At 38.9% G+C, this 25,944-nt stretch carries 21 protein-coding genes, 14 tRNA genes, 2 rRNA genes and 1 riboswitch; of the genes, 30 read left to right on the top strand and 7 right to left on the bottom strand.

Annotated features, from left to right (window positions below; all coding sequences use genetic code 11):
- The 19 genes from KI363_RS19020 to KI363_RS19110 form a co-directional block, all read left to right on the top strand.
- Positions 1–124 (top strand): 23S ribosomal RNA (locus KI363_RS19020); the annotation flags it as partial.
- A gap of 389 nt (positions 125–513) precedes the next feature.
- A 5S ribosomal RNA gene (rrf, locus tag KI363_RS19025) occupies positions 514–629 on the top strand.
- Positions 630–636: 7 nt separating this feature from the next.
- A tRNA-Asn gene (locus tag KI363_RS19030) sits at positions 637–711 on the top strand.
- A 5-nt stretch (positions 712–716) separates the two neighbouring features.
- Positions 717–808: transfer RNA gene (locus KI363_RS19035), tRNA-Ser, on the top strand.
- Between the two features lie 14 nt (positions 809–822).
- Positions 823–894 (top strand) — tRNA-Glu (locus KI363_RS19040).
- A gap of 9 nt (positions 895–903) precedes the next feature.
- A tRNA-Met gene (locus KI363_RS19045) sits at positions 904–977 on the top strand.
- Positions 978–981: 4 nt separating this feature from the next.
- Positions 982–1,058: transfer RNA gene (locus KI363_RS19050), tRNA-Asp, on the top strand.
- A gap of 21 nt (positions 1,059–1,079) precedes the next feature.
- A tRNA-Phe gene (locus tag KI363_RS19055) sits at positions 1,080–1,155 on the top strand.
- 15 nt (positions 1,156–1,170) lie between these two features.
- Positions 1,171–1,255, top strand: a tRNA-Tyr gene (locus KI363_RS19060).
- A gap of 4 nt (positions 1,256–1,259) precedes the next feature.
- Positions 1,260–1,333: transfer RNA gene (locus KI363_RS19065), tRNA-Trp, on the top strand.
- A gap of 14 nt (positions 1,334–1,347) precedes the next feature.
- Positions 1,348–1,423, top strand: a tRNA-His gene (locus KI363_RS19070).
- A 9-nt stretch (positions 1,424–1,432) separates the two neighbouring features.
- Positions 1,433–1,504 (top strand) — tRNA-Gln (locus tag KI363_RS19075).
- Positions 1,505–1,509: 5 nt separating this feature from the next.
- Positions 1,510–1,584: transfer RNA gene (locus tag KI363_RS19080), tRNA-Gly, on the top strand.
- Between the two features lie 9 nt (positions 1,585–1,593).
- Positions 1,594–1,667: transfer RNA gene (locus tag KI363_RS19085), tRNA-Cys, on the top strand.
- A gap of 8 nt (positions 1,668–1,675) precedes the next feature.
- Positions 1,676–1,757: transfer RNA gene (locus KI363_RS19090), tRNA-Leu, on the top strand.
- A gap of 446 nt (positions 1,758–2,203) precedes the next feature.
- Positions 2,204–3,370 carry a multidrug efflux MFS transporter NorA gene (gene norA / locus KI363_RS19095; RefSeq protein ID WP_158324059.1) on the top strand — a complete coding sequence of 389 codons (1,167 nt, stop codon included), beginning with the start codon at positions 2,204–2,206 and terminating at the stop codon, positions 3,368–3,370.
- An 81-nt stretch (positions 3,371–3,451) separates the two neighbouring features.
- On the top strand, positions 3,452–4,291 hold the full coding sequence (locus KI363_RS19100) for a MerR family transcriptional regulator (protein ID WP_212967304.1): 840 nt from the start codon (positions 3,452–3,454) through the stop codon (positions 4,289–4,291).
- A gap of 234 nt (positions 4,292–4,525) precedes the next feature.
- A riboswitch (guanidine-I (ykkC/yxkD leader) is annotated at positions 4,526–4,620 on the top strand.
- A 296-nt stretch (positions 4,621–4,916) separates the two neighbouring features.
- Entirely contained in the window at positions 4,917–5,300 is a 384-nt protein-coding gene (locus KI363_RS19105; RefSeq protein ID WP_212967314.1) for a DMT family transporter, read from the top strand.
- A complete protein-coding gene (locus KI363_RS19110; protein ID WP_212967305.1) occupies positions 5,236–5,550 on the top strand; it encodes a DMT family transporter in 315 nt (104 codons plus the stop codon). Before KI363_RS19105 ends, KI363_RS19110 begins: the two co-directional genes overlap by 65 nt.
- Before the next feature lie 621 nt (positions 5,551–6,171).
- Here the strand turns inward: KI363_RS19110 and KI363_RS19115 are convergent.
- A complete protein-coding gene (locus KI363_RS19115; protein ID WP_158324061.1) occupies positions 6,172–6,366 on the bottom strand; it encodes a hypothetical protein in 195 nt (64 codons plus the stop codon).
- Between the two features lie 107 nt (positions 6,367–6,473).
- On the opposite strand from KI363_RS19115, the gene KI363_RS19120 reads away from it, so the two are divergent.
- Positions 6,474–7,055 (top strand): HAD hydrolase-like protein, encoded by a 582-nt coding sequence (locus KI363_RS19120; protein WP_212967306.1) that lies wholly within the window; start codon positions 6,474–6,476, stop codon positions 7,053–7,055.
- A 105-nt stretch (positions 7,056–7,160) separates the two neighbouring features.
- Here the strand turns inward: KI363_RS19120 and KI363_RS19125 are convergent, their stop codons facing one another.
- On the bottom strand, positions 7,161–8,081 hold the full coding sequence (locus KI363_RS19125; protein ID WP_212967307.1) for a glycoside hydrolase family 43 protein: 921 nt from the start codon (positions 8,079–8,081) through the stop codon (positions 7,161–7,163).
- 321 nt (positions 8,082–8,402) lie between these two features.
- Between KI363_RS19125 and KI363_RS19130 the strand changes: the two genes are divergently transcribed.
- The gene (locus tag KI363_RS19130; RefSeq protein WP_212967308.1) at positions 8,403–9,296 is read left to right on the top strand and encodes an AraC family transcriptional regulator; all 894 of its coding nucleotides are present in this window, start codon (positions 8,403–8,405) and stop codon (positions 9,294–9,296) included.
- Between the two features lie 134 nt (positions 9,297–9,430).
- Here the strand turns inward: KI363_RS19130 and KI363_RS19135 are convergent, their stop codons facing one another.
- The 3 genes from KI363_RS19135 to KI363_RS19145 all read right to left on the bottom strand — a co-directional run bounded on the left by KI363_RS19135 (position 9,431) and on the right by KI363_RS19145 (position 12,589).
- Positions 9,431–10,291: a carbohydrate ABC transporter permease gene (locus KI363_RS19135; protein WP_246516957.1), complete on the bottom strand. Its 861-nt coding sequence runs from the start codon at positions 10,289–10,291 to the stop codon at positions 9,431–9,433.
- A gap of 7 nt (positions 10,292–10,298) precedes the next feature.
- Complete coding sequence (locus KI363_RS19140; protein ID WP_158324064.1) at positions 10,299–11,180, bottom strand: carbohydrate ABC transporter permease; 882 nt, start codon at positions 11,178–11,180, stop codon at positions 10,299–10,301.
- Positions 11,181–11,308: 128 nt separating this feature from the next.
- Entirely contained in the window at positions 11,309–12,589 is a 1,281-nt protein-coding gene (locus tag KI363_RS19145) for an ABC transporter substrate-binding protein (RefSeq protein WP_158324065.1), read from the bottom strand.
- Positions 12,590–13,112: 523 nt separating this feature from the next.
- Between KI363_RS19145 and KI363_RS19150 the strand changes: the two genes are divergently transcribed.
- From KI363_RS19150 to KI363_RS19160, 3 genes are all read left to right on the top strand, one after another.
- Complete coding sequence (locus KI363_RS19150; protein WP_306345197.1) at positions 13,113–14,174, top strand: NAD(P)-dependent alcohol dehydrogenase; 1,062 nt, start codon at positions 13,113–13,115, stop codon at positions 14,172–14,174.
- A gap of 34 nt (positions 14,175–14,208) precedes the next feature.
- Complete coding sequence (locus KI363_RS19155) at positions 14,209–15,054, top strand: alpha/beta hydrolase (protein ID WP_158324067.1); 846 nt, start codon at positions 14,209–14,211, stop codon at positions 15,052–15,054.
- A 143-nt stretch (positions 15,055–15,197) separates the two neighbouring features.
- A tRNA-Gly gene (locus tag KI363_RS19160) sits at positions 15,198–15,271 on the top strand.
- Between the two features lie 695 nt (positions 15,272–15,966).
- Here the strand turns inward: KI363_RS19160 and KI363_RS19165 are convergent.
- A complete protein-coding gene (locus tag KI363_RS19165) occupies positions 15,967–16,635 on the bottom strand; it encodes a B3/B4 domain-containing protein (RefSeq protein WP_212967309.1) in 669 nt (222 codons plus the stop codon).
- Between the two features lie 77 nt (positions 16,636–16,712).
- On the opposite strand from KI363_RS19165, the gene queG reads away from it, so the two are divergent.
- The 3 genes from queG (at position 16,713) to trmL (ending at position 19,326) form a co-directional block, all read left to right on the top strand.
- Complete coding sequence (queG, locus tag KI363_RS19170; protein WP_212967310.1) at positions 16,713–17,858, top strand: tRNA epoxyqueuosine(34) reductase QueG; 1,146 nt, start codon at positions 16,713–16,715, stop codon at positions 17,856–17,858.
- Between the two features lie 84 nt (positions 17,859–17,942).
- Positions 17,943–18,803: an amidase domain-containing protein gene (locus tag KI363_RS19175; RefSeq protein ID WP_191967586.1), complete on the top strand. Its 861-nt coding sequence runs from the start codon at positions 17,943–17,945 to the stop codon at positions 18,801–18,803.
- 49 nt (positions 18,804–18,852) lie between these two features.
- The gene (gene trmL, locus KI363_RS19180; RefSeq protein WP_158324070.1) at positions 18,853–19,326 is read left to right on the top strand and encodes a tRNA (uridine(34)/cytosine(34)/5-carboxymethylaminomethyluridine(34)-2'-O)-methyltransferase TrmL; all 474 of its coding nucleotides are present in this window, start codon (positions 18,853–18,855) and stop codon (positions 19,324–19,326) included.
- A 432-nt stretch (positions 19,327–19,758) separates the two neighbouring features.
- Here trmL and KI363_RS19185 read toward each other — a convergent pair whose 3' ends face one another.
- A complete protein-coding gene (locus KI363_RS19185) occupies positions 19,759–20,652 on the bottom strand; it encodes a TetR/AcrR family transcriptional regulator (RefSeq protein ID WP_158324071.1) in 894 nt (297 codons plus the stop codon).
- Between the two features lie 179 nt (positions 20,653–20,831).
- Between KI363_RS19185 and KI363_RS19190 the strand changes: the two genes are divergently transcribed.
- From KI363_RS19190 to KI363_RS19200, 3 genes are all read left to right on the top strand, one after another.
- The gene (locus KI363_RS19190; protein ID WP_212967311.1) at positions 20,832–22,364 is read left to right on the top strand and encodes a DHA2 family efflux MFS transporter permease subunit; all 1,533 of its coding nucleotides are present in this window, start codon (positions 20,832–20,834) and stop codon (positions 22,362–22,364) included.
- A 681-nt stretch (positions 22,365–23,045) separates the two neighbouring features.
- Positions 23,046–24,911, top strand: a complete 1,866-nt coding sequence (locus tag KI363_RS19195) for a BglG family transcription antiterminator (protein WP_246516956.1) — start codon at positions 23,046–23,048, stop codon at positions 24,909–24,911.
- Between the two features lie 20 nt (positions 24,912–24,931).
- The gene (locus tag KI363_RS19200) at positions 24,932–25,801 is read left to right on the top strand and encodes a ketose-bisphosphate aldolase (protein ID WP_212967313.1); all 870 of its coding nucleotides are present in this window, start codon (positions 24,932–24,934) and stop codon (positions 25,799–25,801) included.
- The last annotated feature ends 143 nt before the right edge of the window (positions 25,802–25,944 follow it).

Consider the following 25,944-nt stretch of genomic DNA (forward strand, 5'->3'; position numbering starts at 1 on the left):
AAGATGAGATTTCCCTAGGCGCAAGCCTTAAGACCCCTGAAAGATGATCAGGTTGATAGGTCCGAGGTAGAAGTGTGGTGACACATGTAGCTGACGGATACTAATCGGTCAAGGACTTAATCAATTAAAAAGCGGAAGTGCCCGTTTAGCGACGTAAAAACTTAAAGGATGAACAGCTAAATTCGCGCCTTCCTGGCGCAACGCTGTTCTGACCAACATCCTGTTGGCCTGAGATAAAGGAAACACAGTGAGTCCGATAGGACGAACTGATGTTGACTTATCGTAGGAAGAAACGTAGAAGTTTTCTAGTCGCTGGGCACTGGAGCTGGATTCAAATTGTTGTTTCTCGTTTGTCTTCTTCTTTATCTGGTTTTGAGAGAATAATAAAAATTTCTCTTGATTTTTACATAAAAGTAGTTATAATAGGATATGTCGCTTCTTCATAGAATCTTCTGCTAAGATCGCTCACGTCCTGTGAGTACACAGAAATCAGCACATCCTATGAAAGTAAAGTCTGGTGGCAATAGCGAAGAGGTCACACCCGTTCCCATCCCGAACACGGCAGTTAAGCTCTTCAGCGCCGATGGTAATAAGGGGCTTCCCCTTGTGAGAGTAGGACGTTGCCAGGCATATTGTTCCGCAGTAGCTCAGTGGTAGAGCTATCGGCTGTTAACCGATCGGTCGTAGGTTCGAATCCTACCTGCGGAGCCATTATTGGAGAGCTGTCCGAGTGGCCGAAGGAGCACGATTGGAAATCGTGTAGGCGGCTAATGCTGTCTCAAGGGTTCAAATCCCTTGCTCTCCGCCATTCTAAAATATATTGGCCCCTTGGTCAAGCGGTTAAGACACCGCCCTTTCACGGCGGTAACACGGGTTCGAATCCCGTAGGGGTCACTTTTTCGTCGCGGGGTGGAGCAGTCTGGTAGCTCGTCGGGCTCATAACCCGAAGGTCGCAGGTTCAAATCCTGCCCCCGCAATAAAGGTCCGGTAGTTCAGTTGGTTAGAATGCCTGCCTGTCACGCAGGAGGTCGCGGGTTCGAGTCCCGTCCGGACCGCCATTTTTATAAACTTAGTAATAAGGCTCAGTAGCTCAGTCGGTAGAGCAAAGGACTGAAAATCCTTGTGTCGGCGGTTCGATTCCGTCCTGAGCCACCATTTAATAGAATTCATGGTGGGGTAGCGAAGTGGCTAAACGCGGCGGACTGTAAATCCGCTCCCTCCGGGTTCGGCGGTTCGAATCCGTCCCCCACCACCATTTTAGGGGTATAGTTTAATGGTAAAACGAAGGTCTCCAAAACCTTTGATGTGGGTTCGATTCCTACTACCCCTGCCAATTTTTAATTTATGGCGGCTATGGCGAAGTGGTTAACGCATCGGATTGTGGCTCCGACACTCGTGGGTTCGATTCCCACTAGTCGCCCCATTATATTATTGGGCTATAGCCAAGTGGTAAGGCAACGGACTTTGACTCCGTCATTCGTTGGTTCGAATCCAGCTAGCCCAGTTTTTGCGGAAGTAGTTCAGTGGTAGAACATCACCTTGCCAAGGTGGGGGTCGCGGGTTCGAATCCCGTCTTCCGCTCCATAAGGTTCTGGCGGCATAGCCAAGTGGTAAGGCACGGGTCTGCAACACCCTTATCACCGGTTCAAATCCGGTTGCCGCCTCCATGAACTATGCCGGTGTGGCGGAATAGGCAGACGCGCACGACTCAAAATCGTGTTCCTCACGGAGTGCCGGTTCGACCCCGGCCACCGGTATATAGATCGAATGACGACGTTTAAGAGCGTATGTGTGTACAAACACAGCGCTCTTTTTTCGTACAGTGCGCGCCCCTATTTATACGTAGCACAGGTCGGAGGCGCCGTATGCCATACTAGACACGTACAAGCGTGGGGGATGCTTTTGTGCGTAGGAAATTAAAGACTACAGTGTGGCGAACAATAGGGCATAGCTGCCCATCTGCTGAAGAGTCGCTACCTGTAGTGAAGGCGTTAATAAACATTGCACATATTTATTTTACAAGGAAGGATAGGGTTTTTTCGTAGTCATTAAAAAGGAGCATACATAAGGCGTATCATTCATTGAAAAAGACGCAAACTAATTTTTATTCATCAATATTGTAAAATGAGTAAAAATGATTGACTCTCCCCTAAGGGTAGGTATTAAATTATGGTATATATGTTTTTTTAAGGAGTAGAGCAATATGAAGAAACACAACGTTGCATTAATGGTCGTATTAGTAAATATATTCATTGCGTTTTTGGGAATCAGCCTTGTTATTCCAGTCGTTCCCACCATCATGAATGAATTGCATTTATCAGGATCGGTTGTGGGTAATATGGTTGCTGCCTTTGCCTTTATACAACTGCTTGTATCACCAATTGCAGGCCGATGGGTTGATCAATTCGGCCGTAAAAGAATGATTGTAATTGGCTTGATTATCTTTAGTTTTTCCGAATTGCTGTTTGGTATTGGAAAATCAGTCAGCGTTCTTTTTTTGTCACGTATGCTTGGTGGGGTAAGTGCAGCATTCATTATGCCGGCAGTAACAGCTTTTATTGCAGATATTACTACGCTTGACACACGCTCCAAAGCCATGGGCTATATGTCAGCAGCTATATCAACAGGATTTATTATTGGTCCGGGTATCGGGGGTTTCTTAGCAGAAATTCATTCTCGATTGCCATTTTTTGTTGCGGCAGGCGTTGCTTTGGCTGCAGCCATTTTGTCGGTTATACTGCTTCATGAACCGGAAAGAAACCCTGAACACGAAGAAAATAAAGTGGGGCAAAAAACAGGTTGGAGACGCATTTTTGCACCGATGTATTTTATTTCATTTATCATTATATTAATATTCTCGTTCGGTTTATCTTCCTTCGAATCGTTATTTTCATTATTTGTCGATCATAAATTTGGGTTTACCCCGAAGGATATTGCCATTGCGATAACAGGCGGAGCTATTATCGGGGCCTTTTTTCAAGTCGTGCTATTTGATCCCTTAACAAAATGGCTAGGTGAAATTCGCTTAATCCGATATAGCCTTATGCTATCAACCGTCCTCGTTTTTTTATTAACGGTTGTTCAGCAATATTTTTCTGTTTTACTTGTTACCATTACTGTATTTATTGGATTTGATTTAATGCGCCCAGCTGTAACAACATATCTAACAAGAATTGCCGGTAAGGAACAAGGCTTTGTTGCTGGCATGAATTCAATGTTTACAAGTGTCGGAAATGTGATTGGCCCTGTAATCGGTGGGTTATTGTTCGATATCAAGCTTAATTATCCGTTTTATTTCGCAACTATTATTTTAGCAATCGGAATTGGGCTTACACTTGCATGGAAAGAACCGCAACATCAAGAGGCTTAAACAATGCAAAACCGTATTCTTTGTCTATTGCAAGGAATACGGTTTTTGTTAAACTAAATTGTTAAAGGATGTGATGAACACATGGTGGACAGGCTCTATTCCATTGGCGAAGTCTCCAAGTTAATGAACATCTCCATAAAAGCACTTCGGCATTACGATAAAATTGACTTGTTTAAACCTACTTATATTGATCCAAATACGAACTATCGCTATTATGATGACTCGCAGTTATACCTGTTGGACTTAATCAAATCCTTCAAATATATTGGCATTCCTTTAAAAGAAATGAAAAAGGTGCAGGAATTAAAGGCAGATGATTTGCTGGTATTTTTAACGGAACAAGAAAAGTTTGTCAAGCAAAAAATTGATAATTTATTGCAAATTGAACAAACGATTGCAAGCGCGAAAAAGGGGTTACAACGTATAAAGGAATACCCAGCTTTAGAGGAAGTATTTTTTTCAGATGAAGAGGAAACCCAAATTATTCAGACAAAAGCCGATGGAATTAATCCGACCAATATTTTAACTGCATCTTTTCAGAAACTTAAGCGAATGACAGCGTCGACAGAAGGTTTTCGCTACAATGACTATGGCGCCATTTTCGCCTATCGGCCTTATACCGATATTGAGGAAGTTTCCTATAAATATTTATATACACCAGTCCTAACAAAAAAGGATACCTTGGAGTTGTCACAAGATACTGAGATCGCGACCATACCCCAAGGGAAATACTTGTGCATTGCGTTCAATAGTTTAACGGAACAGGATTATTTTACAAATTTAAAAAGGCTTCTTGATTATGCAGAAGCCCATCAATTAACGGTAATCAGTGATATATTTGAGTCATTGGTAAACTTGCACTACTCCTCAAACCGGGAAAAAGGGGTTTTACTGGAGATGAGAATGCGGGTTGCGGAATAGGTAATTTTAGCTACTGCGATATTTCGGCAAGTGTTTCGGTCATCTAACACGAACAGCCCAATATGCATTATTAGGAACATGCTACAATTCTTGCGGAAATGGGCGATATCTGTTCCTGTCCAACGTAACCGACAAATTATTTTCCAGGAATTTAAAGTGTCTAGTTTAGTGTTGACATATCATTTGTCTTGAATTCATATGTAAAGTGAGTATAATTTTAGTTAATTGCATATATTAAATGTTTTCTAGGGTTCCGTAACTTAAAGTTAGTCTGGTCCGAGAGAAAACTCACGCTAGACGTGCCACGGAAGGATAAAAGCCTGGGAGAAACTGTATAACAGTTTTCTCTCAGGCTTTTTTGATTGCTTAGGAATTTATAAAATCCTAGCTTGTGGATAAGTTGCTTATGTTGTGGTTGACATCCAGCTCCAGCGCCCAGCGACTAGCAAACTTTCGGGGCCTTCCTACGATAAGTCAACATCGATTCACCCTTCGGGTTCATCGTGTTTCCTTTATCTCGTCAGGCCCCTAAAAAGTTTGTACGTCGCTAAACGGGCGCTTGCGCTTTTGTTCTTTATAGCAAGAATAAAAAATTGGAGGTCATATTTAAATGAACACAAACTAGATTAAAGTTTTTGTTGCAGCTCTATTTGAAGTATTTTGGGTGATTGGGTTGAAACACGCAAATGACTTTTGGACTTGGGCTGGTACGATTATATCAATCATAATTAGCTTCTATGTAATGATTATGGCGGGGCGAAAACTTCCCGTAGGTACTGTATATGCAGTTTTTGTAGGTCTAGGTACTGCAGGAACTGTGTTTTCCGAAATCCTATTCTTTGGAGAACCATTTAAATTAGAAAAGGCACTTTTGATTTTACTTTTATTAGCAGGAGTAATTGGTTTGAAATTAGTTACGAAGTGCAGGAAGGGGATGAAGCTTAATGGCGTGGATTTCTTTAATCTTAGCAGGTTTGTGCGAAATGATTGGTGTTGTAATGATAAATAAATTACATAAAGACCGTAATTGGCAATCATTAGTTCTTTTAATTCTTGGATTTGGAGCAAGTTTTATCTTTCTTGCTTATTCTATGGAAACACTTCCTATGGGTACTGCTTATGCAATTTGGACAGGAATCGATGCATCTGGCGCCGCAATATTGGGAATGATTTTATACGGGGAATCTAAAGATTGGAAAAGGGTAGTTTTTATTGGTATGGTTTTAGGTGCAACTGTAGGTCTAAAGCTTGTTTCTTAGTAAATATATTGAAAAAGATGTTCGAAAAGTCTCATAAGGCGGATTTAGGCTAGCTATCCTTGTGCCCATGTATCAGGATAAGGATCTTCTGCGTTGCCCACGTCCTGTGGGCAACGCAGAAGTCAGTAGATCCTGTATACATTAAATTTAATCTCCTTTGTGAAAGAAAGATCCAACGATTGCTGAATACGAACGAATATTTTAATTTGAAATGGCAAATGAATGGGGAAGCTTTTTGGTTATTTCTAGAATCCCAATGGACGATGGATGGAAAAGTACCTTGAAGACTTGCCAATTAAATTGCAAAGGAATTTAATAAAATTAGGATTTGTCCTACTTAAGAAAAAGCAAATTAATTAGCTATGTCGGTTAAGTGAAGAACTTTTAGCTTTCTGTCATATGAAAGCATAAATTTTAGCCTGAACTTTAATCAAGATATTAATACCTTTTTGCGTGAAGTTTAGGAGCGTGAAGAAATCAGGGTAACGGAAGAAGAACAAAACATATAGAAAGTCGAATGATATGTTTATTCATAACGGAAAATGAAATATAGCCAGTTAATGAGTAGCTAATTTTAAGAAGTTGTTCCCAAATTTTATAAGGTATCCAGGCTTTGAATGTCTAGCTGGTGTGGTGGTTGGATATGGAAATGCCTTCTTCATCGAAAAACGGGATGAAGGGCATTCCAATCAAAAGAAGTGGTAACCAAGCAATGCACAGAAAGAGAAAAAGAAAAAAAGGACGTGAATCTGCTATCACATAAAGTAAAGCACCAATGCAAACGCCAACAAATAAATAAAGCAAGGATATTTCCATTTGTCACAGACTCCTTTTTAATATTATAAGAGAAATCTTCATAATGGTTTGTGTTCACGTGGAAATTCTACAAAAAGTAAGAGATTTTCAAGTGAGGGGATGACAAATTGAATATCTTATGGGATTTTGACGGTACCCTTTTTGATACGTATCCGGTTTTTGCAAAGATATTAAAACAGGTTATCGAGAAAGATGATGTTTCGGAGGAAGAGATCTACACTCAAACCAAAATTTCCTTTAAACATGCGTTTAAATTTTTTGATTTGGGTGATGCACAGGTGAACCAGTTTATTTTGCTTGCAAACCAATTACCCGCTGATGAATTCAAACCATTTTCAGGGGTAGAAGAAGTTTTAATGCACGCTAATAAAAATGTGATTATGACACATAGTGGCCGTACGGAGGTGCTGAAGACTTTACAGGCGTATGGCTGGGAAGGGTATTTCTGTGACATTGTGACAGGGGATGATGGCTATCCACGCAAGCCACATGCGGCCTCATATGAATATCTTCATCAAAAACACAGGATCGATTTAGTCATTGGAGACCGTATGATTGACATTATTCCAGGTAAAACGTTAGGCATCCAAACCTGCTTATTTCAAAATAAAGAACCTGGAGCGGATTATTACCTTTCTACTTATCAAGATTTTTTCAAAATAATATTTGGATTGCAAGTTGACCGTTAATTTTCGTTGTGAAAAATGAAAGGACGTAATATAGGCTTGGATTTTAATTACAACGTAGCATAAAAGCCCCCCTCTACATAGGTAGAAGAGGGGGCAAGCTGGGCACTATTTCTCCAAAGGTGTGTATGGAGCCCCCTTGAAAGTGATGGTAACAGGCTCAATCGTTCCGTCTTTATTAAAGGATAAAGAATCGATACAAACCTCTCGGTGATTGGCATCTGTTTCTGTTAAAGGTCTTCTATGGTAGACAATATACCAATCATCTGTCTCTGGTATTTGCAACATTCCATGATGTCCAGCACTTGTGGCAACTTCCGGATTTTGTTGCAGGATCTTATCGACTCTGTGAAACGGACCTAATGGAGAGCTGGACATGGCATAGGCGACGGAATAATCAGGGCCGCCCCACCCGCCTTCAGACCACATAAAATAATACACATTTTGCCTTTTGATCATGCAAGGGCCTTCAATAAATCTGTCAGGTGTGATTTCTTTATAGGTAGATCCATCCTCAAATGAACCTAAACTGATCATATCTTCGTTGAGTAGGACGACATTGCAATGTCCCCATCCCCCATAATATAAATAAGCTTGCCCATCATCATCGATGAACACATGGGGATCAATGGGCTGTGCCCCAAAGTGAATTTGATCAATTAAAGGTTTACCAAGTGCGTCCTTAAATGGCCCTTCAGGGGAGTCGGAGATGGCAACGCCAATACCTCCTACCTCTTCATTGCTTTGAATATCATTGGCTGCAAAATAATAATAATATTTTCCATTCCTTTCGATCGGAGAAGGGGCCCACATGGCACGCTTGGCCCAAGGAATATCATCTTGTTTCAAAATCCCCTCCACTTTCGTCCAATCTACTAGATTATCAGAATAGAAGGCATCAAAGAATAGTTGCTCATCATAAGGCGCAGAATATGTTGGATATATCCAGTAACGATTATTAAAAATCCTTGCTTCTGGATCGGCATACCATCCTGGGAATACCGGGTTTCCTGAAAAAGTTTTTTTCATATACGTATCTCTCCTCATAATTAATATAAAATGTCTCCTGTACTCATTATACGAATAACGAAAAATATTTAGCAATCCTTAAAAGTAAATTCCTTTAGAAGTTTAAAAGAACTTTTAAGGTATCCATAATTTTAAAGATAAGGGCTATATAGAAAAGTAAATTTTTTGGCTTTTAGAAGAGGGAATCCGTTTTCATGTACAACTTTTATCTCTGATGCTATACTTTAAAGAACCAATTTTTCTACTTTAATAGTGATCTGAAATTCCATTTGAATATTTTGTAGACTGTCAGTTAAAGGATATCGAAGGGAGAGATTAAGATTGTCTACAGAAAATATGCATCCTACGAATACCATCAACGAGTTCCAGTTTCGTTTTAGTGAGCCAAGTAAGTGTAGGCCAGTGAATTTATGGAATGTTGGATGGGAAACTCGCAGTACACAATCTTATGATTTAGACAATATGAAACGACCTCAAGATAATGGTACATTGGTGTTTCAATACACTTTATCTGGAATTGGTAAGCTAGAATTTGAAGATAAAACGTACACATTAAGAAAAAACGATGCTTTCTTTATCAGTATTCCCGGAAACCATCGTTACTATTATCCCGGCAATAGTGACCCTTGGGAGTTCATTTATTTGACTTTAACAGGAAGTGTTGCGGAGCAAGTTTTTGATGATATTATAGATAAACATGGTCCTGTTGTCTCGCTTTTACCCGATACACCTGTGATTCAGTCCTTATTAGCTATTTATACTGAAACCGTGGCAGAAGGTATTCGCGATCCTTATGAAGCCTCTTCCCAAAGTTATGGATTCTTAATGGAATGTTTGCGATTTTTTATTAATGAGGAAGATAACAATGTTAAAATGCCACATAAACTAAATCAGGTAATTCGTTTTCTTGATGAAAATTATCACGCCTCGATTACACTCGAAGATATGGCAGAGTATGTGAATATTTCTAAATACACTTTAATTAAAATGTTTAAAGATCATTTGCAAACGACACCCATTCAATACTTAACGAATTTTCGTATTCGCCGAGCTGCGAAGCTTTTACATCGATCTAACAAGTCGGTCAAACAAATCGCTGAAGAAGTGGGTTATACAAACTCTAATTATTTTAATAAATCCTTTCGCAAGGTCACCGGTGTTACTCCAAGTGAATTCCGAATGAACTGTGATTTTTCACTTTTAGTAAAAAACTAGAGCTACCATCCAAATGGCAGCTCTTTTGAACGTTTAGTAGTGTTGTTCTAACATCTCCTATAGGATTAGCTACATTTACAGAGGATCTGTATGCAATGTCCGCCTATACACTATGGGAGTGGCGCATGTTTTACTTATCCCTTCACGCCCGTCAAGGCAATCCCCTCAATAATCTGACGTTGAGCAAAGATATAGACGATAAGGATGGGCACAACAGATATCGTTGCACCAGCCATCATTAACGGCCAGTCTGTTACATATAATCCTTTAAAAGTGGATAACATCAAGGGTACAGTGAATAAATCTTGATCACTTAAGAATGTCAGAGGTTGGATAAAGTTATTCCAAATGCCAATAAATGAAAAGATACCAAAAGCAGATAATGCTGGTTTGATCAACGGCAATATCACTTTAAAAAAGATGAAGAGTGGATTAGCACCATCTACTACAGCCGCTTCTTCCATTTCTTTAGGAATTCCCATAATAAACTGTCTGAGTAAAAAGACACCAAAAGCATTAAATAAGGCATTTGGCACGATAATTGATAAATGCGTATTCACCCAGCCGATGGCATCCATTATAATATATAAAGGAATCAAGGTTACTTGCATCGGAACCATCATTGTTGCAAGAAATCCAATAAATAAAACGTTGGAGCCTGGGAATTTAATTTTAGCAAACGCATAGGCAGCCATTGAGCATGTAAGAAGTTGGCAAAACACGACAATAGCCGAAATGTAGAAGCTATTAAAGTACGCTTTGCCAAAAGGCATTGCTGCTAATGAATTCGTAAAGTTTTCCCATACAAATGGGTCAGGAATCCATACCGGCGGTACAGCGAAAATTTGTTCAAATGATTTTAGGCTACTTAAGGCCATCCATATAAACGGTCCTGCAAAAAGCAATGCACCAATAAAAAGTACAATATGCAAAATGATGCCGGCTGGCTTTATCTGTACCTTTTTTCTAGAAACCCGAGGTGTTGGACTTTTCATTTGTTGATTATCTACCACCGTCTTCATAATGCACCCACCTTTTAGATACTGAGAATTGGATTAGTGTAAAAATTAAAATGATAAGGAATAAAACAACTGCTGCTGCAGCACTTGGACCAAAAGCGGAGCGGCGAAAGGCCATCTCATAAATATGCAAGACTAGTGTGTAGCTCGCCTTTCCCGGACCTCCCTGTGTCATGACATAAGATTGGTCAAACACTTGGAAAGAGCTTATGACAAGCATAATAGCGACAAAGAATGTCGTTGGTGAAAGAAGTGGAAACGTAATATGCCGGAACTTTTGAATTTTACTAGCCCCATCAATATCAGCTGCTTCGTAATAGCTTCTCGGAATGGATTGAAGACCTGCAAGGAAAATAACCATATTTGTTCCAAGTCCCCACCAAATACTCAGCCCGGCAATTGATGGCAAGACTAGTTTGCGATCTGTTAACCATTTAGGCCCTTCAATTCCAATCATATCTAGCAATTGATTAATTAATCCGATGTCTCCATTTAATAGCCACATCCAAATAACGCCAACAGATACCGAGCTTGTGACAACTGGCATAAAATAGAATAACCGGTAAAAATCCTTTCCCTTTACCTTATTTAAAGCAAGAGCAATGACTAATGCTAGTATTAATCCACCAGGTATAACTAGGATAGAATAATAAGCCGTATTCAATAAAGCTTTAATAAAACTTGAATCATTCGCCAAATGAAAATAATTTTCCAAGCCAATAAATCTCTGGTCGCCAAAGCCGTCCCACTCCATCATACTTAAAGCAAAAGCAAAAATTAATGGAATTACAGAGAAGACGATCATACCAATCAATTGGGGACCGATAAAAAAATAACCCCACCATTTTCTGTTTTTATTATTCATGAGTTTGGCACTCCTTTACTTGGCTAACATCTTTTTAAATTCCTATTAAATTGATTTAAAAAGGCTGTCGGCTTCACTTTAAGAGATTTATATAGCCGACAGCCTAGAAGGTACTGCATTCTTAAATATTATTTATTTTCGAGCATTTTACGGGCAACATCGGCTGCTTGCTGAACGGCTTCTTCAGCTGAGATATCTCCAATTAAAAACACTTCGTATATATCCGCTAATTCTTGTCCTAAACCTGGAGCCGTGAATTCATCACTGACAACAGCACCTTTTTCTCTTGCATCTAGCAAATACTCACCATGTTCTGGTTTTTCTTGATTTGTAACTACTTCATCAATCCCTAAAACAGATGGGACAGCGTTGCCTTCGCCATCAAGTCTTGTCTTTTGCCCTTCTGTAGATGTGTAATATGAAACAAACTCCATCGCCTCTTGAATATGATCACTTTTTGAATTCACTGCTAAATAAGCAGTAGCAATCGCTGTGGAACCAATAGGCTCATCCGTATTAGATGGAAATGGAATATAATCAAAGTCAATGTTTGTCTTGAGGAACATAGGTGTAAACCATCTGCCTGCCGTTACTAAGCCGACTTGATTAGACATAAACATGGAATCAGCTCCTTGCCCTTCAGGCAATGTTCCACCAAAAATAAAGTTCTTATTTTCAATCATTCGCCCTATAAACTCAAATGCTTCCAGAGTGTTGTCATCTTCATCTGCTACAACCTTTCCATCTGCTGTAAATTCCCCGCCATTACTCCAAACCCAATTCAGTATCTCGGTATGAGCACCACCTTGGACGAAACCATAATAACCGGCATCCCGCAGTTTACTTGTAATTTCTTCCATTGCCTCCCAATTCCACTTGCCTTCATCGTAATACTCTTGTGGAGACTTCGCACCCACTTCTTTTAATAAATTTTTATTGTAATATAGCACATAAGGGTTGGAATCCACGGACAATGCATAAATCACATCATCTTTCTTTGCTCCTCCCCAAATATCTGTCGTAAAATCCTCTTCCTTTACATAAGAAGCATCCGTTTCAAGAAAATCGCTGAGAGGCTCGATCGTTCCATTATTTACTAATGTTGAAACATCAGCGTCTCCCACATAAAATACATCTGGTGCCTGGCCACCTTGTAAACGGGTTAGTAGAGTCTGGAAATAATTATCATTTGGTATGCCAGTAAGTTTAACTTGGATATCATCGTGTTTTTCGTTAAAGGCATCAACAGCGCGGTTGTATACTTTTAATTCTTCTGGGTTTCCCCATGCAGAGAAGTTTAGATTAACCGTTTTCCCATTTGCTTTTTCTCCTGATTTTCCATTACTGCAAGCTACTAGCAAACAGGCTATTAAACTAACTAGTAATAAGATAAAAGATATTTTCCTCATCGACCGACACTCCTTTTTGTCTTTTTTTGCTAAATACGGGTGTAGCATTCATCAGTAAATTTCAGCTTTTTTGTGCTTCTATCATAATTGTATATTGGAAGCGCTTCATTTTAAAGTGTAAAATATTTGCAATTCTGGGTATTATATTTTAAATTTCCAGGTTCTCCCTTTTCCATTGTGAAATGGCTTTGTTTTCACTTTCGTATTTTTAAGTTAGAATAAATGGATCAAGAATGATTAGCAAATATTAAAATAAAATTAGAGTTATCGATAGTATAGTAGCTAAGGGTGGATGGGATATGAACGTAAAACGATTAACTAAACAGGAAACTCTAGCGATTTTAAAGGCAGCAGTTGATGATTATCAATCCTAGTTTTGGAATTACCGGTAATCTAGAAAGATATCGTTATGTGGATAGTTGATATGTTAAAATAATAAGATGATAGCGCTACAATTTGGAAGGTGGTCATTCAAAGCCTGCCAATATTGAAACGCCTAGGTTAAGATTGGAAGGAGATCATGATGAAAAAACAAATGAAAGCGGCAATCCTAAATAAACCAAAAGATATTGAGGTGAAGCAAGTCCCGATACCGGAACCTAAAAGGAATGAAGCCTTAGTCAAGGTCCATTGTATCGGTGTATGTGGGTCTGATGTTCATTATTATGAGCATGGCAGAATTGGGCGGTATGTTGTCGAAAAGCCGATTATTTTAGGACATGAGGTTTCTGGGACCGTCGTGCAACTTGGAGCTGAAGTGAAAAATATTCGGATTGGCGATCGAGTGGCGATTGAACCAGGAATTCCTTGTGGGGAATGTGCATACTGTCGGTCAGGTCGTTATAATCTTTGTGGTGCCGTCGAATTTATGGCTACTCCGCCATATGATGGGGCCTGGGCAGAATATGTAACAGTGAATAGCGAGTTCTTATTTAAACTACCTGATCATGTCAGTTTTGAAGAAGGGGCACTGATCGAACCTTTATCTGTCGGATTTCATGCGATGAGAAGGGGGAAAGTCGGACCTGGTGATACGTTGTTGATAACAGGACTGGGTCCGATCGGATTATTAGCGATCGAGGCAGCGAAAATGTTTGGTGTGACAGAAATATATGGAAGTGATGTGGTCGGGTTTAGAAGAGACCTTGCCTTGCAGATGGGTGTGAAAGGGGTAATGGATCCCACGAAAGGAGACCTTTTAGAGCAGTTTCGCCAAGTGAGCGGGAATAAAGAAATTGATGTTTTAATAGAAACTTCAGGGAATGTCCAAGCTGTCAGTGATACAATTCGACTGGTCAAACGTGGTGGAAAGATTGTGTATGTAGGTCTACCGACTGTTAATCAAGTGCCAATGGATATGACAGCCATGATTGATGCGGAGATTGATATGCTTGGTGTGTTTCGATATGTTCATACATACGCTGATGCGATCCAAAGTTTAGATCATCCTCTAGTTGATTTAACAAAAGTGATCACAGATCAGTATTCGTTGGATGAGATTAAGAAAGCCGTTGAAGTAGCATTAAATGAGAAGGAAAAGAGTATTAAAGTAATGATTTACCCAAATGCCGAGGATATAAAATAACACTATATTTTTGTGAAAAAGGTAGAGTGATAGAATGAATGTGAAGGAATACAAGGATATTGCGTATGGCTCTTATGAGCGGAATAAGTTAGACGCCTATATTCTGGAAAATGATGGAAAGCCTACTCCTGTTTTAATCTTTTTTCATGGGGGCGGCTATGTAGGTGGGGATAAAAGCAATTTTTTGACGAGGGATTTAATGGATGAATGTTTGCAAGCTGGAATTTCTGTGGTGACGTGCAATTATCGTTTTATTACAACAGATCCCTTTCCAGCCCCGATGCGGGATGGAACAAGAGCGATTCAATTTGTAAGAAGTCAAGCAGAAGAGTGGGGGATTGATGCCCATCTCATCGCGACTTCCGGTTCATCTGCTGGTGGGCATATTGCATTATGGAATGCCCTTAATGGGGACTTGGCAAAACCGGCGAGTTCTGATCCAATCGAACGAGTACCATCCAATGTCTCTGCTTTCATCGGTTTTGGAACACAAGTATCAAAGGATCAGCGTTTTTACGAAGATATTTACAACGGTCCCCATATCCAGCCGAATATCGCTTTATTTTATGGAATTCCTTCCACCGACGAACTGTATCATCCTAATATCTTGCGGATTGCGGAAAAAGCCTCCGCCATTAACTATATGTCAGCAGCGGCTCCTCCGGCGTTTATGACGTATGATTATGCGTTTGATCAACCTTATATTCCTGCCGATGCACCTGTTGGTGAGGTGATTCATCACCCGATACATGGATTTATGTTAAAGAAAAAATATGATGAATATGGCATTCCCTTTGTCTTCCGCCATGCAAGTGATCCTGTACGGCCAGGAGAAATGGTGCAATTTTTGTGGAACAGTTTTCATAAAAATAAGCAATGAGATAGAAGAACGCCCGGTTTGAGCGGGGGTTCTTCTATCCGCTCGTAAACAAGGTTTCTTAAAATATGGAAAATATATGACGAATGTTGCAATTTCTTCACATGTTTTGTATAATGTTAAGGTCAACTTTTTGAGGAAATAGTGCGGGTGTAGTTTAGTGGTAAAACTACAGCCTTCCAAGCTGTTGTCGTGGGTTCGATTCCCATCACCCGCTCCATACATACCAACGCAGGGTTTTGTTTTATATAAAAAACAGGGCTTTGCGTTTTTTATATGGTGGGAAAGTATAAAATTTTTCTTTAGATTTCTTCGGAGCTCGTTTCATTTTTTGTCCAGCACCAGCGCCCCTAAACAACCGGCTTCCGCTTTTCGTGGCTTATCGTGTTTCCTTATCTCAGCCAACAGGATATTGATCAGAACGGCGCATCCTTAACCGTTCATCTATTTAAACGGGCGCTTGCGTTTTTCTTCATGTGATTATTTTTTGCTGAAGTTTCTAATGCTTGAGATTACACAAATGATCGAAGTTCCCTTTATTAAAACACATGTTAAGAGTTTCATGAGTACAAAACACTTTGAAAATCACAAAAACGTGTACAGGAGCCTCAAAGAAGCGTTTGGATGTACGAAAACACAAAGGGTCAGCAAAAACATAGATCCAAGAAGCGTTTGGATGTACGAAAATGCAAAGGGTCAGCAAAAACGTAGATCCAAGAAGCGTTTGGATGTACGAAAATGCAAAGGGTCAGCAAAAACGTAGATCCAATAGGCGTTTGGATGTACGAAAACACAAAGGAGCAGCAAAAACGTAGATCCAATAGGTATTTGGATGTACGGTGTAGCTACCATGTAAAAAGTGATAAGCCTGCCAAGGTTTATCATAGGGGCAGGCTAAGATTATCTAATTTCAATTTAGCTTAAAATGATTTGTGATTTTGCCGTTCCACCAAGTACCTGATAAAACATAGATGTGATGGTGTTTAGTATTTGATCGGCCGCATCATCTGTGATGCTTGGTGCAAAATAGACAATTTGTAAAGCGGAGGTTGTGTTTTCTGTCACAGCTGTTCGAACGGAGTCAACAAATGGACTGCCAAAGGGGCCGATCTGGTCTCTGGCAATTAGCAAGTTTTCCGCACTGTTTTCCCTCCCGTTTAAGCCTTCGAATGTCTCATGGGCATTGCCAATCCCCAATTTTACATTACCTTGGATTTTCTCAAGGTCATAAAGTCCGATTGGGATAGCGTGCTTTAATGAGAAAAAATTATTCAGATCTGCTGCTGAATGAAGATCATGAAGATATTGTTGCTTTTGCACCCTACGTAATAACGATTCAGCAGAAGGACGATACCGACTAGGGCTTTTTCCTAGTGTTTTAAAAATTTGACGCCATTCTTTTATTTCTGGTATTTCTCCAATTGTCTGATCTTCTAAATCGAAAAATCGAGTTTCTTGGAAATAGCGTAATTTTCCTTTTAAGTATGGTGGGGAATCTTCTACAATGATGTTATGATATTGAATGATCCCAAATTTCATAGAAGTTATTTTTCTAGAAAGCGGTGCTTCAATTGTAATATCCATTTTTTTCACCTCTTCATCGCATTTTATATAGTGTAACATAGTATGTAAGCATCATTTAGAAGAAAGGAGACGAGCTTATGGACTATGATCAACTGAAACAAGATATTATCGAGTTTAGTAAAGAAATAGGTATTGATAAAATTGGATTTGCCAGCTCTGATCCTTTCATCGAGATGAAAAATAAATTGATCCGACAACAAGAGCTGGGGTATCAGTCAGGATTTGAACATAAAAATATCGATGAGCGAGTAGATCCTTCCCTCATATTTGAACGGCCACGCTCCATTATTGCCATTGCTCTGGCTTATCCTTCTAGAATGGAGAACCCACCTCGAGGCAAAAAAGGAGAAAGAAGGGGCTTGTTTTGTCGCGCTTCATGGGGAATCGATTATCACCAGCTTGTTCGTGAAAAATTAACCCAATTAGCTGTATATATACAGGAATGTGTTCCAGAAACAAAAATCAAATCAATGGTCGATACAGGCGAGCTCGTAGATCGAGCTGTCGCAGAGCGGGCAGGGATCGGCTGGAGTGGAAAAAATTGTTCGATTATTACACCAGAATACGGTTCGTATGTCTATCTAGGAGAAATGATTACCAATCTTCCGCTTGAGCCAGATGAACCGCTTCAGGATCAATGTGGGGAATGTACCATGTGTTTAGATGCATGTCCAACAGGGGCTTTAGTGCAAGCTGGTCAACTAAATGCGCAACGCTGTATTGCTTATTTAACCCAGACAAAGGATTTTCTACCAGATGAGTTCCGAACAAAGATCGGCAATCGTTTATATGGATGTGACACATGTCAATCCGTCTGTCCGAAAAATAAGGGGATGGATTTTCATCATCATGAAGCAATGGAGCCAGAACCGGAAATAGTCAAACCATTATTAGATCCTTTATTAGAGTTATCGAATCGTCAATTCAAAGAGATTTTCGGGGATATGTCTGGTTCTTGGCGTGGAAAAAAACCAATTCAAAGAAATGCGATCATTGCATTGGCTCATTTTAAGGAAAAAGATTCTGTCAGCAAATTGGTGAAGGTCATGGAAGAGGACGTTCGCCCTGTTATTCGGGGTACCGCTGCTTGGGCTTTAGGAAAAATTGGTGGCGAGGAAGCAAAAAAGGCATTGCTGCAGGCGAAAAATAAAGAACAAGATGTTTCAGTGTTAAATGAAATTGAAAAGGGGTTGCAATTTTTCCACAAGGAGAACGAGGCATAGGCTTTGTTCTCTTTTCTTTTAAAATCTATCTTATGATCATTGGATTGCGGGTTTACTGCATATATTTTACAAAGGAGGGATGAGGTGAAACAGCAATTAGTATTAGCACTGGAAGACAGAATAGACCAGTTGGTTAAGCGAAAAAAGGCGAAAGAGGAAAAGGTCATTAAAAAACTGGATTCTCTAATGAAACGGAAGGCAGCTTTGGTGAAGGCTACGGGAAAAGGAAAAATTGTCACAATAGAAAGAGGGGAAGGGCAAGATCAGATTTCTTATCAAGTTCATTTGAAATATTTAATCAAACAATCAGATTTAATGTATATAGAAGAAGAAATCGAACAACGGAAAGCAAGTTTCTTTAAAAATAAATTAGTCCAGGATCAGGAGACATCGGTTGAGTATCCAAAACATGAGACAGATCTTCCTGAATTTGTAGAAGAAACAGAAAGAGTTACGTATATTTATGATCGCTTAAAAGCAGTACGATACGCAGAAACATGGTGGGATGATTACAATCCTGCCTATAAAAAATTTGAAGTCGATTGCACAAATTATATATCGCAATGTCTTCATGCTGGAGGTGCTCCGATGAGAGGGCATCCCAATCGCGGCAAAGGATGGTGGTACCAAAATAATAACTGGAGCTATAGTTGGTCTGTCGCCAATGCCCTAAAAATTCACCTTGGCAGTTCAACGGTTGGCTTGCGAGCACAGGAGGTGAATGATCCACGCGAATTAAAATTAGGAGATGTGATTTGTTATGATTTTCAAGGGGATGGCCGTTTTGATCATAATACGATAGTGACTGCTAAGGACGCGGCAGGAGAGCCACTCGTCAACGCTCATACGTATAATAGCCGAATGAGATATTGGGCTTATGAAGATTCAACCGCCTATACACCAAATATTCAATATAAAATGTATACGATTATAGATGATTCTTGAAATTTTAGTGTATAATGGCACAGTAACGTTTTTTGATGAGGTGAACGAAGTGCCAAACCATGTAGTGTTATATCAACCAGAAATTCCAGCAAACACAGGAAATATTGCTAGAACTTGTGCCGCAACAGACACTCATTTACATCTGATTCGACCGCTCGGCTTTTCAACGGAAGATAAAATGTTAAAGCGTGCCGGATTAGATTATTGGGAGTTTGTGAACATTACTTATTACGATTCACTTGAAGAGTTTTTTGCCAAGAATCATGAGGGACAATTTTATTATTTGACCAAATTCGGCCAAAAACCTCATACAACCTTTGATTACAGTAATCCTTCCATCCATCATTATTTCATTTTTGGAAGGGAAACGAAAGGATTACCAAAAGATTTAATTGAAGAGAATATGGATCATTGCTTGCGGATTCCGATGAATGATCATGTTCGCTCACTTAATTTATCGAATACAGCGGCCATTCTTGTCTATGAAGCTTTACGACAACAAGGAAACCCGGGATTGCACTAAAGAGAAAGGATCTCCCATCGAGAATAATAGGAGATCCTTTTTCTTTCTTTGTGGTCTAGGAAATTATAAAATTCTCGACTTGTGGATAACTGTTTAGTTGCGGTTTGACATCCAGCTCCAGCGCCCAGCGACTAGCAAATTTTTCGGTGCCTTCCTACGATAAGTCAACATCGATTCACCCTTTGGTGTCTAGCTACAGGCGGTAGGGGCTCGAGGTCAAATAACCCTGAACCTAGGAAGGGAATATTTGCTTGTCGCCCCTAAACAACCGCCTTCCGCTTTTCGTGGTTCATCGTGTTTCCTTTATCTCAGGCCAACAGGATGTTGGTCAGAACGGCGTTGCGCCAGGACGGCGCGTCTTTAGCCGTTCAACCTTATTACCTTAAGTTTGTACGTCGCTAAACGGGCGCTTGCGCTTTTGTTCATTATGGATTAATGATCATGATGTTGCAAATATTGCTGGCCTAACTGGATGATTTCTTGAATTTCGTTTTTGAAAAAGGAGGAATCAGCTTTTCTCTTGATCGAATGAAGAACACTCTCAATTAAGAAGTCTCTAGGTGAATCGGTTTGTAATTCTGAATGCAAAAATTCAAACCGTTCTTTTCGTCCTTGTTTTACAGCCATATCATCCATTCTCTTAAGTAATATTTCCAACTGGGTTACAAATTGTTTCTTTATATCTATTGGATCTACTTGTATATCCTTATTATAAGGGGGAAACCAGTCGGCTGGAAAGAAAGGTTTACTTTCTTTATTCTGATTCGAAATAATGCCCCTTAACTGTTTTAAAGTATAATAAATCATTTCTCTTAATTCATATTTTTTTGTAGAACCTAACATCCAAACATGTGTCATGTAATGGATCATTCCGAAGAAGATGGTGGTGTAATCGATGGCGTACTCTTTTGTATGATCCCCAAATAAATCCACGATTCTCGAAGCCGCCCACTGTAACTCTGCTTTATGTTGTTTTTTTATGAAATTTTTTAAATCTGGATCTTTTGAGCTATAGACAGATTCAAACAATGGAATTAAATTTTGTTGCCGATTCATTTCCATCCGAACTAATACTTGCTGGACAAATACATCTGGATCATTCTTTGCTTTTCCAAAAGAAATCTCCTCTCGGATCGTTTGGGCTTCCTCTCGAACCATTTCAAGAATAGCGATTAAGCAATCGTTCTTTGAGGCAAAATGATTGTAAAAGGTTCCCTTCGCGATATTTGCTTCATTCAATATATCCTTAATCGATGTGGCCGAAAATCCCTTTTCGATAAAGAGACGGTGTGCTACATCAATAATTTGTTTTTTTCTCTGATTCATAATCTCACCTTTTGTACTCGTAGTCTAAAATGTATTTTACCTTAATGGCACGGTTTAGACAAATTTTTTTTAGGTTTAAAAAGTTTTTGTTGATTTTTTTAGACCATGGGTTTAAAATGTTTAAAGTAATGAGTTCGGCTTATACTATTACAGATGAAAGATTGATTGGGGGAATTTACATGGATATTGAATCCATTCAAAAAAAACCGCCTTATGGTGCTATAGCGGTTCTTTTTATTGGTGCATTTGTCTCGATATTAAATAATACTTTAATTAATATTGCTTTACCGTCTATTTCAAGAGAGTTTGAAATTGGAACAGCAACGGTTCAATGGTTAGCAACAGGGTATATGCTAGTAAACGGCATTCTCATCCCTGCGAGTGCTTTTTTTATCCAACGTTTTTCGAATAGAAGTTTGTTTATTACAGCCATGAGTTTATTTTCATTAGGAACATTACTTGCTCTTATTGCGCCTAATTTTGGCCTATTGCTTACAGGAAGAATGATTCAAGCAGCAGGGTCCGCGATTATGATGCCATTGCTAATGAATGTTATGTTAACAGCTTTTCCGGTGGAAAAGAGAGGAACAGCAATGGGCTTTTTCGGTTTAGTTATGATCGTCGCACCTGCCATTGGTCCAACTTTATCGGGATATCTGATCCAAACCTTTAGTTGGAGAGCCTTGTTCTCTGTCGTTTTGCCATTTGCTATCTTAGTTTTGGTGCTCGCAGTTTTTAAATTGAAAAATATTACTCCACAAAAGGATGTCCATCTTGATTTTCTTTCGCTAGTTTTATCAAGTATTGCCTTTGGAGGAATTTTATATGGCTTCAGTTCAGCTGGGGATCAAGAAGTTGGTTGGGGATCACCTCAATCATATGTTCCGTTAGCGGTAGGAACAATTGGATTGATTATCTTTATTTTACGCCAACTAAAAATGAAGGAGCCTATGCTTGAATTCCGAGTTTATAAACATCCAATGTTTGCTTTGTCATCTGGTATTTCCATTGTCATTGCAGTATCGATGTTTTCTGGAATGATTTTAACGCCTCTTTATGTCCAAGAATTAAGAGGAATTTCCCCTTTGAATTCGGGATTATTAATGTTACCTGGTGCTTTAATGATGGGGATTATGTCTCCTATTACAGGTCGCTTATTTGATAAGTATGGGGCAAGAATTCTTGCGGTTACTGGATTATCCATTATGATTATTACCACATACTTATTCTCGAAGTTAACATTGGACACTTCGATTGTACATTTAGTGCTTCTTTATACATTTAGAATGTTTGGAATGTCCATGGTGATGATGCCTGTTATGACAAATGGAATGAACCAATTGCCTATGAAGGATAATCCACATGGAACAGCAATTAATAACACGCTTCAACAAGTTTCCGGAGCGATCGGAACGGCCTTTATGATTACAGTCATGTCTAAAAGGGCAGCAAGCTCAGGTAAACAATTGGCTGCAGAGGCGGCAGCAAAGGCTGATCCTAATGTACAGCTGACCCCAGAAGCATTGGCCAAAATGCAGGAATTAATTGGGCATCAGGCTATGTTAGATGGAATCACCCATGCATTTTTTATTTCCACACTTATCGCTGTTTTGGCACTTATTCTTGCCTTGTTTATGAAGCGTGTGAAACCACCTATGGAAGATGCTAAAAGTGAAGTGAAAGTCAGAACAAAACAAGTGGCAACAGAATAAGTGCCGCGACAAAGCCTTGTGATCATCCAATGAAAGGATCACGAGGCTTTTGTTTTGGTCTCCACGCCATTAAATGGTTCAAAAAATGAAGACTCTTTGGTATGAAGGGGCGCTAGAAATGCAATACATAAGAAGATACAAAATGGGAGAAATTATATCAGGAAAATCTAATGTTAGAAAACTAAACGAATACCACGAAACATAAATAAAAAATGATTGAACCTATTAAATTTAAGTCTGAAGGGAATATTTACACGAGGACAATGAGGAACCAACTAGATCTTAGGTAAAAACCCACTCTTACCTCCTTTAATAGGGCAAGTTTGTCATCTCCACTTCTCTCAATAATTTCCGATAAAAAACAAAAAGAATTAGACTACCAATTTTCCTACAGATAGGAAAATTTACTGATATAGCGCTTCCCATTGCTGTCTTTTAAAATAAAGACATAGAAGAGGATGTTCAAAAAGTCCGGTAAAAATGACACTGCGAATTTCTTCGTTGGCTTGCTTCTCCGCTGCTCATGTATCAGGTGATAAGGATCTTCCGTTAAAACCGCCCACGTCCTGTGGGCAACACGGAAGTCAGTACATCCTGTACAAGTCCGCTGCTCGAAGGCTTCGCCGCCTCGAACTTCTTGGTCCTTTTTATCCTCCTTTTTGAACACGCACTAGAAAGGTTGTGGTTGGTTTGCATAAGAAACATCATCAATTAATTGACTTTCTATTTAACCAAAATGGGGACTATGTATCCGCTACAACACTAGCTGAAATATTGGGTGTGACTGATCGTACAATTAGAAACTATGTTAAGGAAATTAACGATAGCTCTAGTGACGTTGTCATCACCTCATCATCGCAGGGATATGCGATTAGCCCTGTTGACAATCGTGCAGTTGTTCAAGAAAGGGTGGGCGCTAATGAAAAAGAGTTAGAAGAAGCATTTCTCGAGTTTCAAATTATTCAGTTCTTAATGAATAAAGACAACTATACTACTTACGATGAAATTGCTGACAAATTTTTTTATTCACCCCAGACAATTCGAAGTCGGATTCAGAAGCTGACAATGGATATTCAGAATTTAGGTATTGATGTTGCCATAGATGCAAAGGTATTTAAAGGCATTAAATTAACCGGAACAGAAATGCAAAAAAGAATTTTATTAGAGAGATTCTTTACATCCATCTCTATTAAGAAGGAAGTGTATAAGGATTTTGTAGTAAATGGTTTCCGTTCATGGGTAGATACAGAAGTGATTGAAAACGTTTTTGAAATGGTGGATGAAATCAATATAAGATTCAAACTAAATTTAGAATTTGAGGTATATAAAAAAATTACGGTCCAATTAATTATCATTATTCATCAAATTAATCATCACGCTCTAGTTAATATTGAGGATGCAGAACTAACTAATTTAGCGGGGTTTAAAGAGTTTGAGGTTGAAGAAGCCTTTCGATCTCAGTTGGGTGATTATGTCAAGATGACGGATGAAGAAGCCATTTTTTTGACCAATTATTTAATATCGTTACAGCTAGATTTGAATGGATCCATAATAGAAAATAAGGATCCGGAAATTGTCGGTAAAATTGAAGCCATTTTGCTTCAAGTAGAACAAGCCTATCAAGTGCCTGTTTACTCTAAACAACGTTTTAGAAATAATATATCAAATCACATTTATCGAATTATCTACCCTGCTTCACATAATTTGCTTATTTATAATCCGTTTGTAAAAGAAGCGAAGTCAGAATACTTTTTTTCATTTAGTATCGCTTCTAATATCGCTTTACAAATCGAGAAAGCGTTTCTTGTAGAAATTCAAGATAGTGAAATTGCTTATTTAGCCTATCATATTCAAGTTATTCTTGACTCAAAGGATAAAAGGAAAATAAAGACGATCATTCTCTATAGTAGAAACTATGAACGAACAAAGCTGCTTGCTTCTAAAATAGCAACGTACTTTGATGAACTTGAAATATGTAGAATAGATAGGTGTTCAACGGACTATGTTTTTGACCTTTCCTATTTATACATTGGGATTAATTTATCGTTTACACCCCAAACCACAGCCGATTTTATTGCGATCCAAAGCGGCTTCCAACGTAGTGATATTAAAAAAATAAGGTTCTTTCTTAAAGCCCAAAATTCAATTATCGACCGGGCGTCAATTTATTGGATTCATGAAAATAGCCCTGATGAAGCTATTCGTCATCTGCTATCACTAAATAACCAGGAGCATTTTTATGAACCTACTATGAAAAGAGAGAGAATCTCTTACACGTCTATTGGGAATTTAGTGGCAATCCCTCATCCTTATTTAGAGATGAAGGATTATAAAGAGAAGGTGATTATTGGAATTAATAACAAAGCAATAAGATGGGGGGATGAACTTGTTCAGCTCATTATTATGTACATCCCATCCTCAGATATCGAACGAAATGAGTACACATTTACTGAAATCTTTCAAAAAACGAAAAATATGAAAGATGTAAGAAAACTTGTTCATGCAGTAAGCGAAAAAGAATTTATAGAAACTTGGAATCAAATATAAAACATCAAGGAGAGATAAATATGTTAATGAATATGAAAGAACTCTTAGAAGTAGCATACAAAAATAAATTTGCAGTAGGGTCCTTTAACGTGGCGAATAGTGAATTTGTTAGAGTTGTGATTGAATCTGCCGAGGAAAAGAATGCACCTGCCATCATTCAAATTCATCCGAATGAGATTGAATTAGTTGGAGATGAATTTGTTGCCTATGTTCGAGAAAAATGTAGAAATACAAAAGTTCCTATGGCTATTCACTTAGATCATGGTGCATCTATAAAGGATGTAATGAGAGCAATTAGGAATGGTTATACCTCAGTTATGATTGATGCCTCACATGCTTCATTTGAGGATAATATAGCGATTACGAAAGAAGTTGTTAAAATCGCACATGACGTGAATGTGTCGGTTGAAGCTGAGTTAGGAACGATTGGATCAAATGAAGGAAGCTCTGAAGGTGGCGCAGATAAAATCCTATATACAGATGTAAACGATGCAAAAAGGTTTGTTGAAGAAACAGGCATAGATACATTGGCCGTCGCGATCGGAACATCACATGGACAATATAAGCATGCTGGGAAACCAGAGTTAAAATTGGATTTGCTTGCTGAAATTAATCAAAACGTCGGAATTCCTCTTGTTCTTCATGGTGGAAGTGATAATAAAGATGAAGAGATTTCACAAACTTATCTTCATGGGGTAGCAAAAATTAATTTATCAACAGATATGAAAAGTGCTTTCTTCCAGGAAATGCGACGTTTTTTGACGGATAATCCAGGAGCATATGAGCCAGATGTCATTATGCCAAGTGCTCGTAATGCAGCAAAAGAAGTAGTGAAACGGAAAATGGACTTATTTAACTCGACAAATCATGCGAGCCTCTATTTTAAATAACTGAGACATTCAAAACGGTAGTGTCAAAAATTCTATGAAAACAAAAGCCTAAACGTAGCTCTACGGTCTAAATGTGGTGGTAAGCTACCGCAATCGCTCTTGACAAACACGCCAATGGTTTGAATTACAAGTAACAAGGGCGA

The organism is Lederbergia ruris (genome assembly GCF_018332955.1).
In the GTDB taxonomy this organism is placed as follows: Bacteria; Bacillota; Bacilli; order Bacillales; family Bacillaceae_C; genus Lederbergia; species Lederbergia ruris.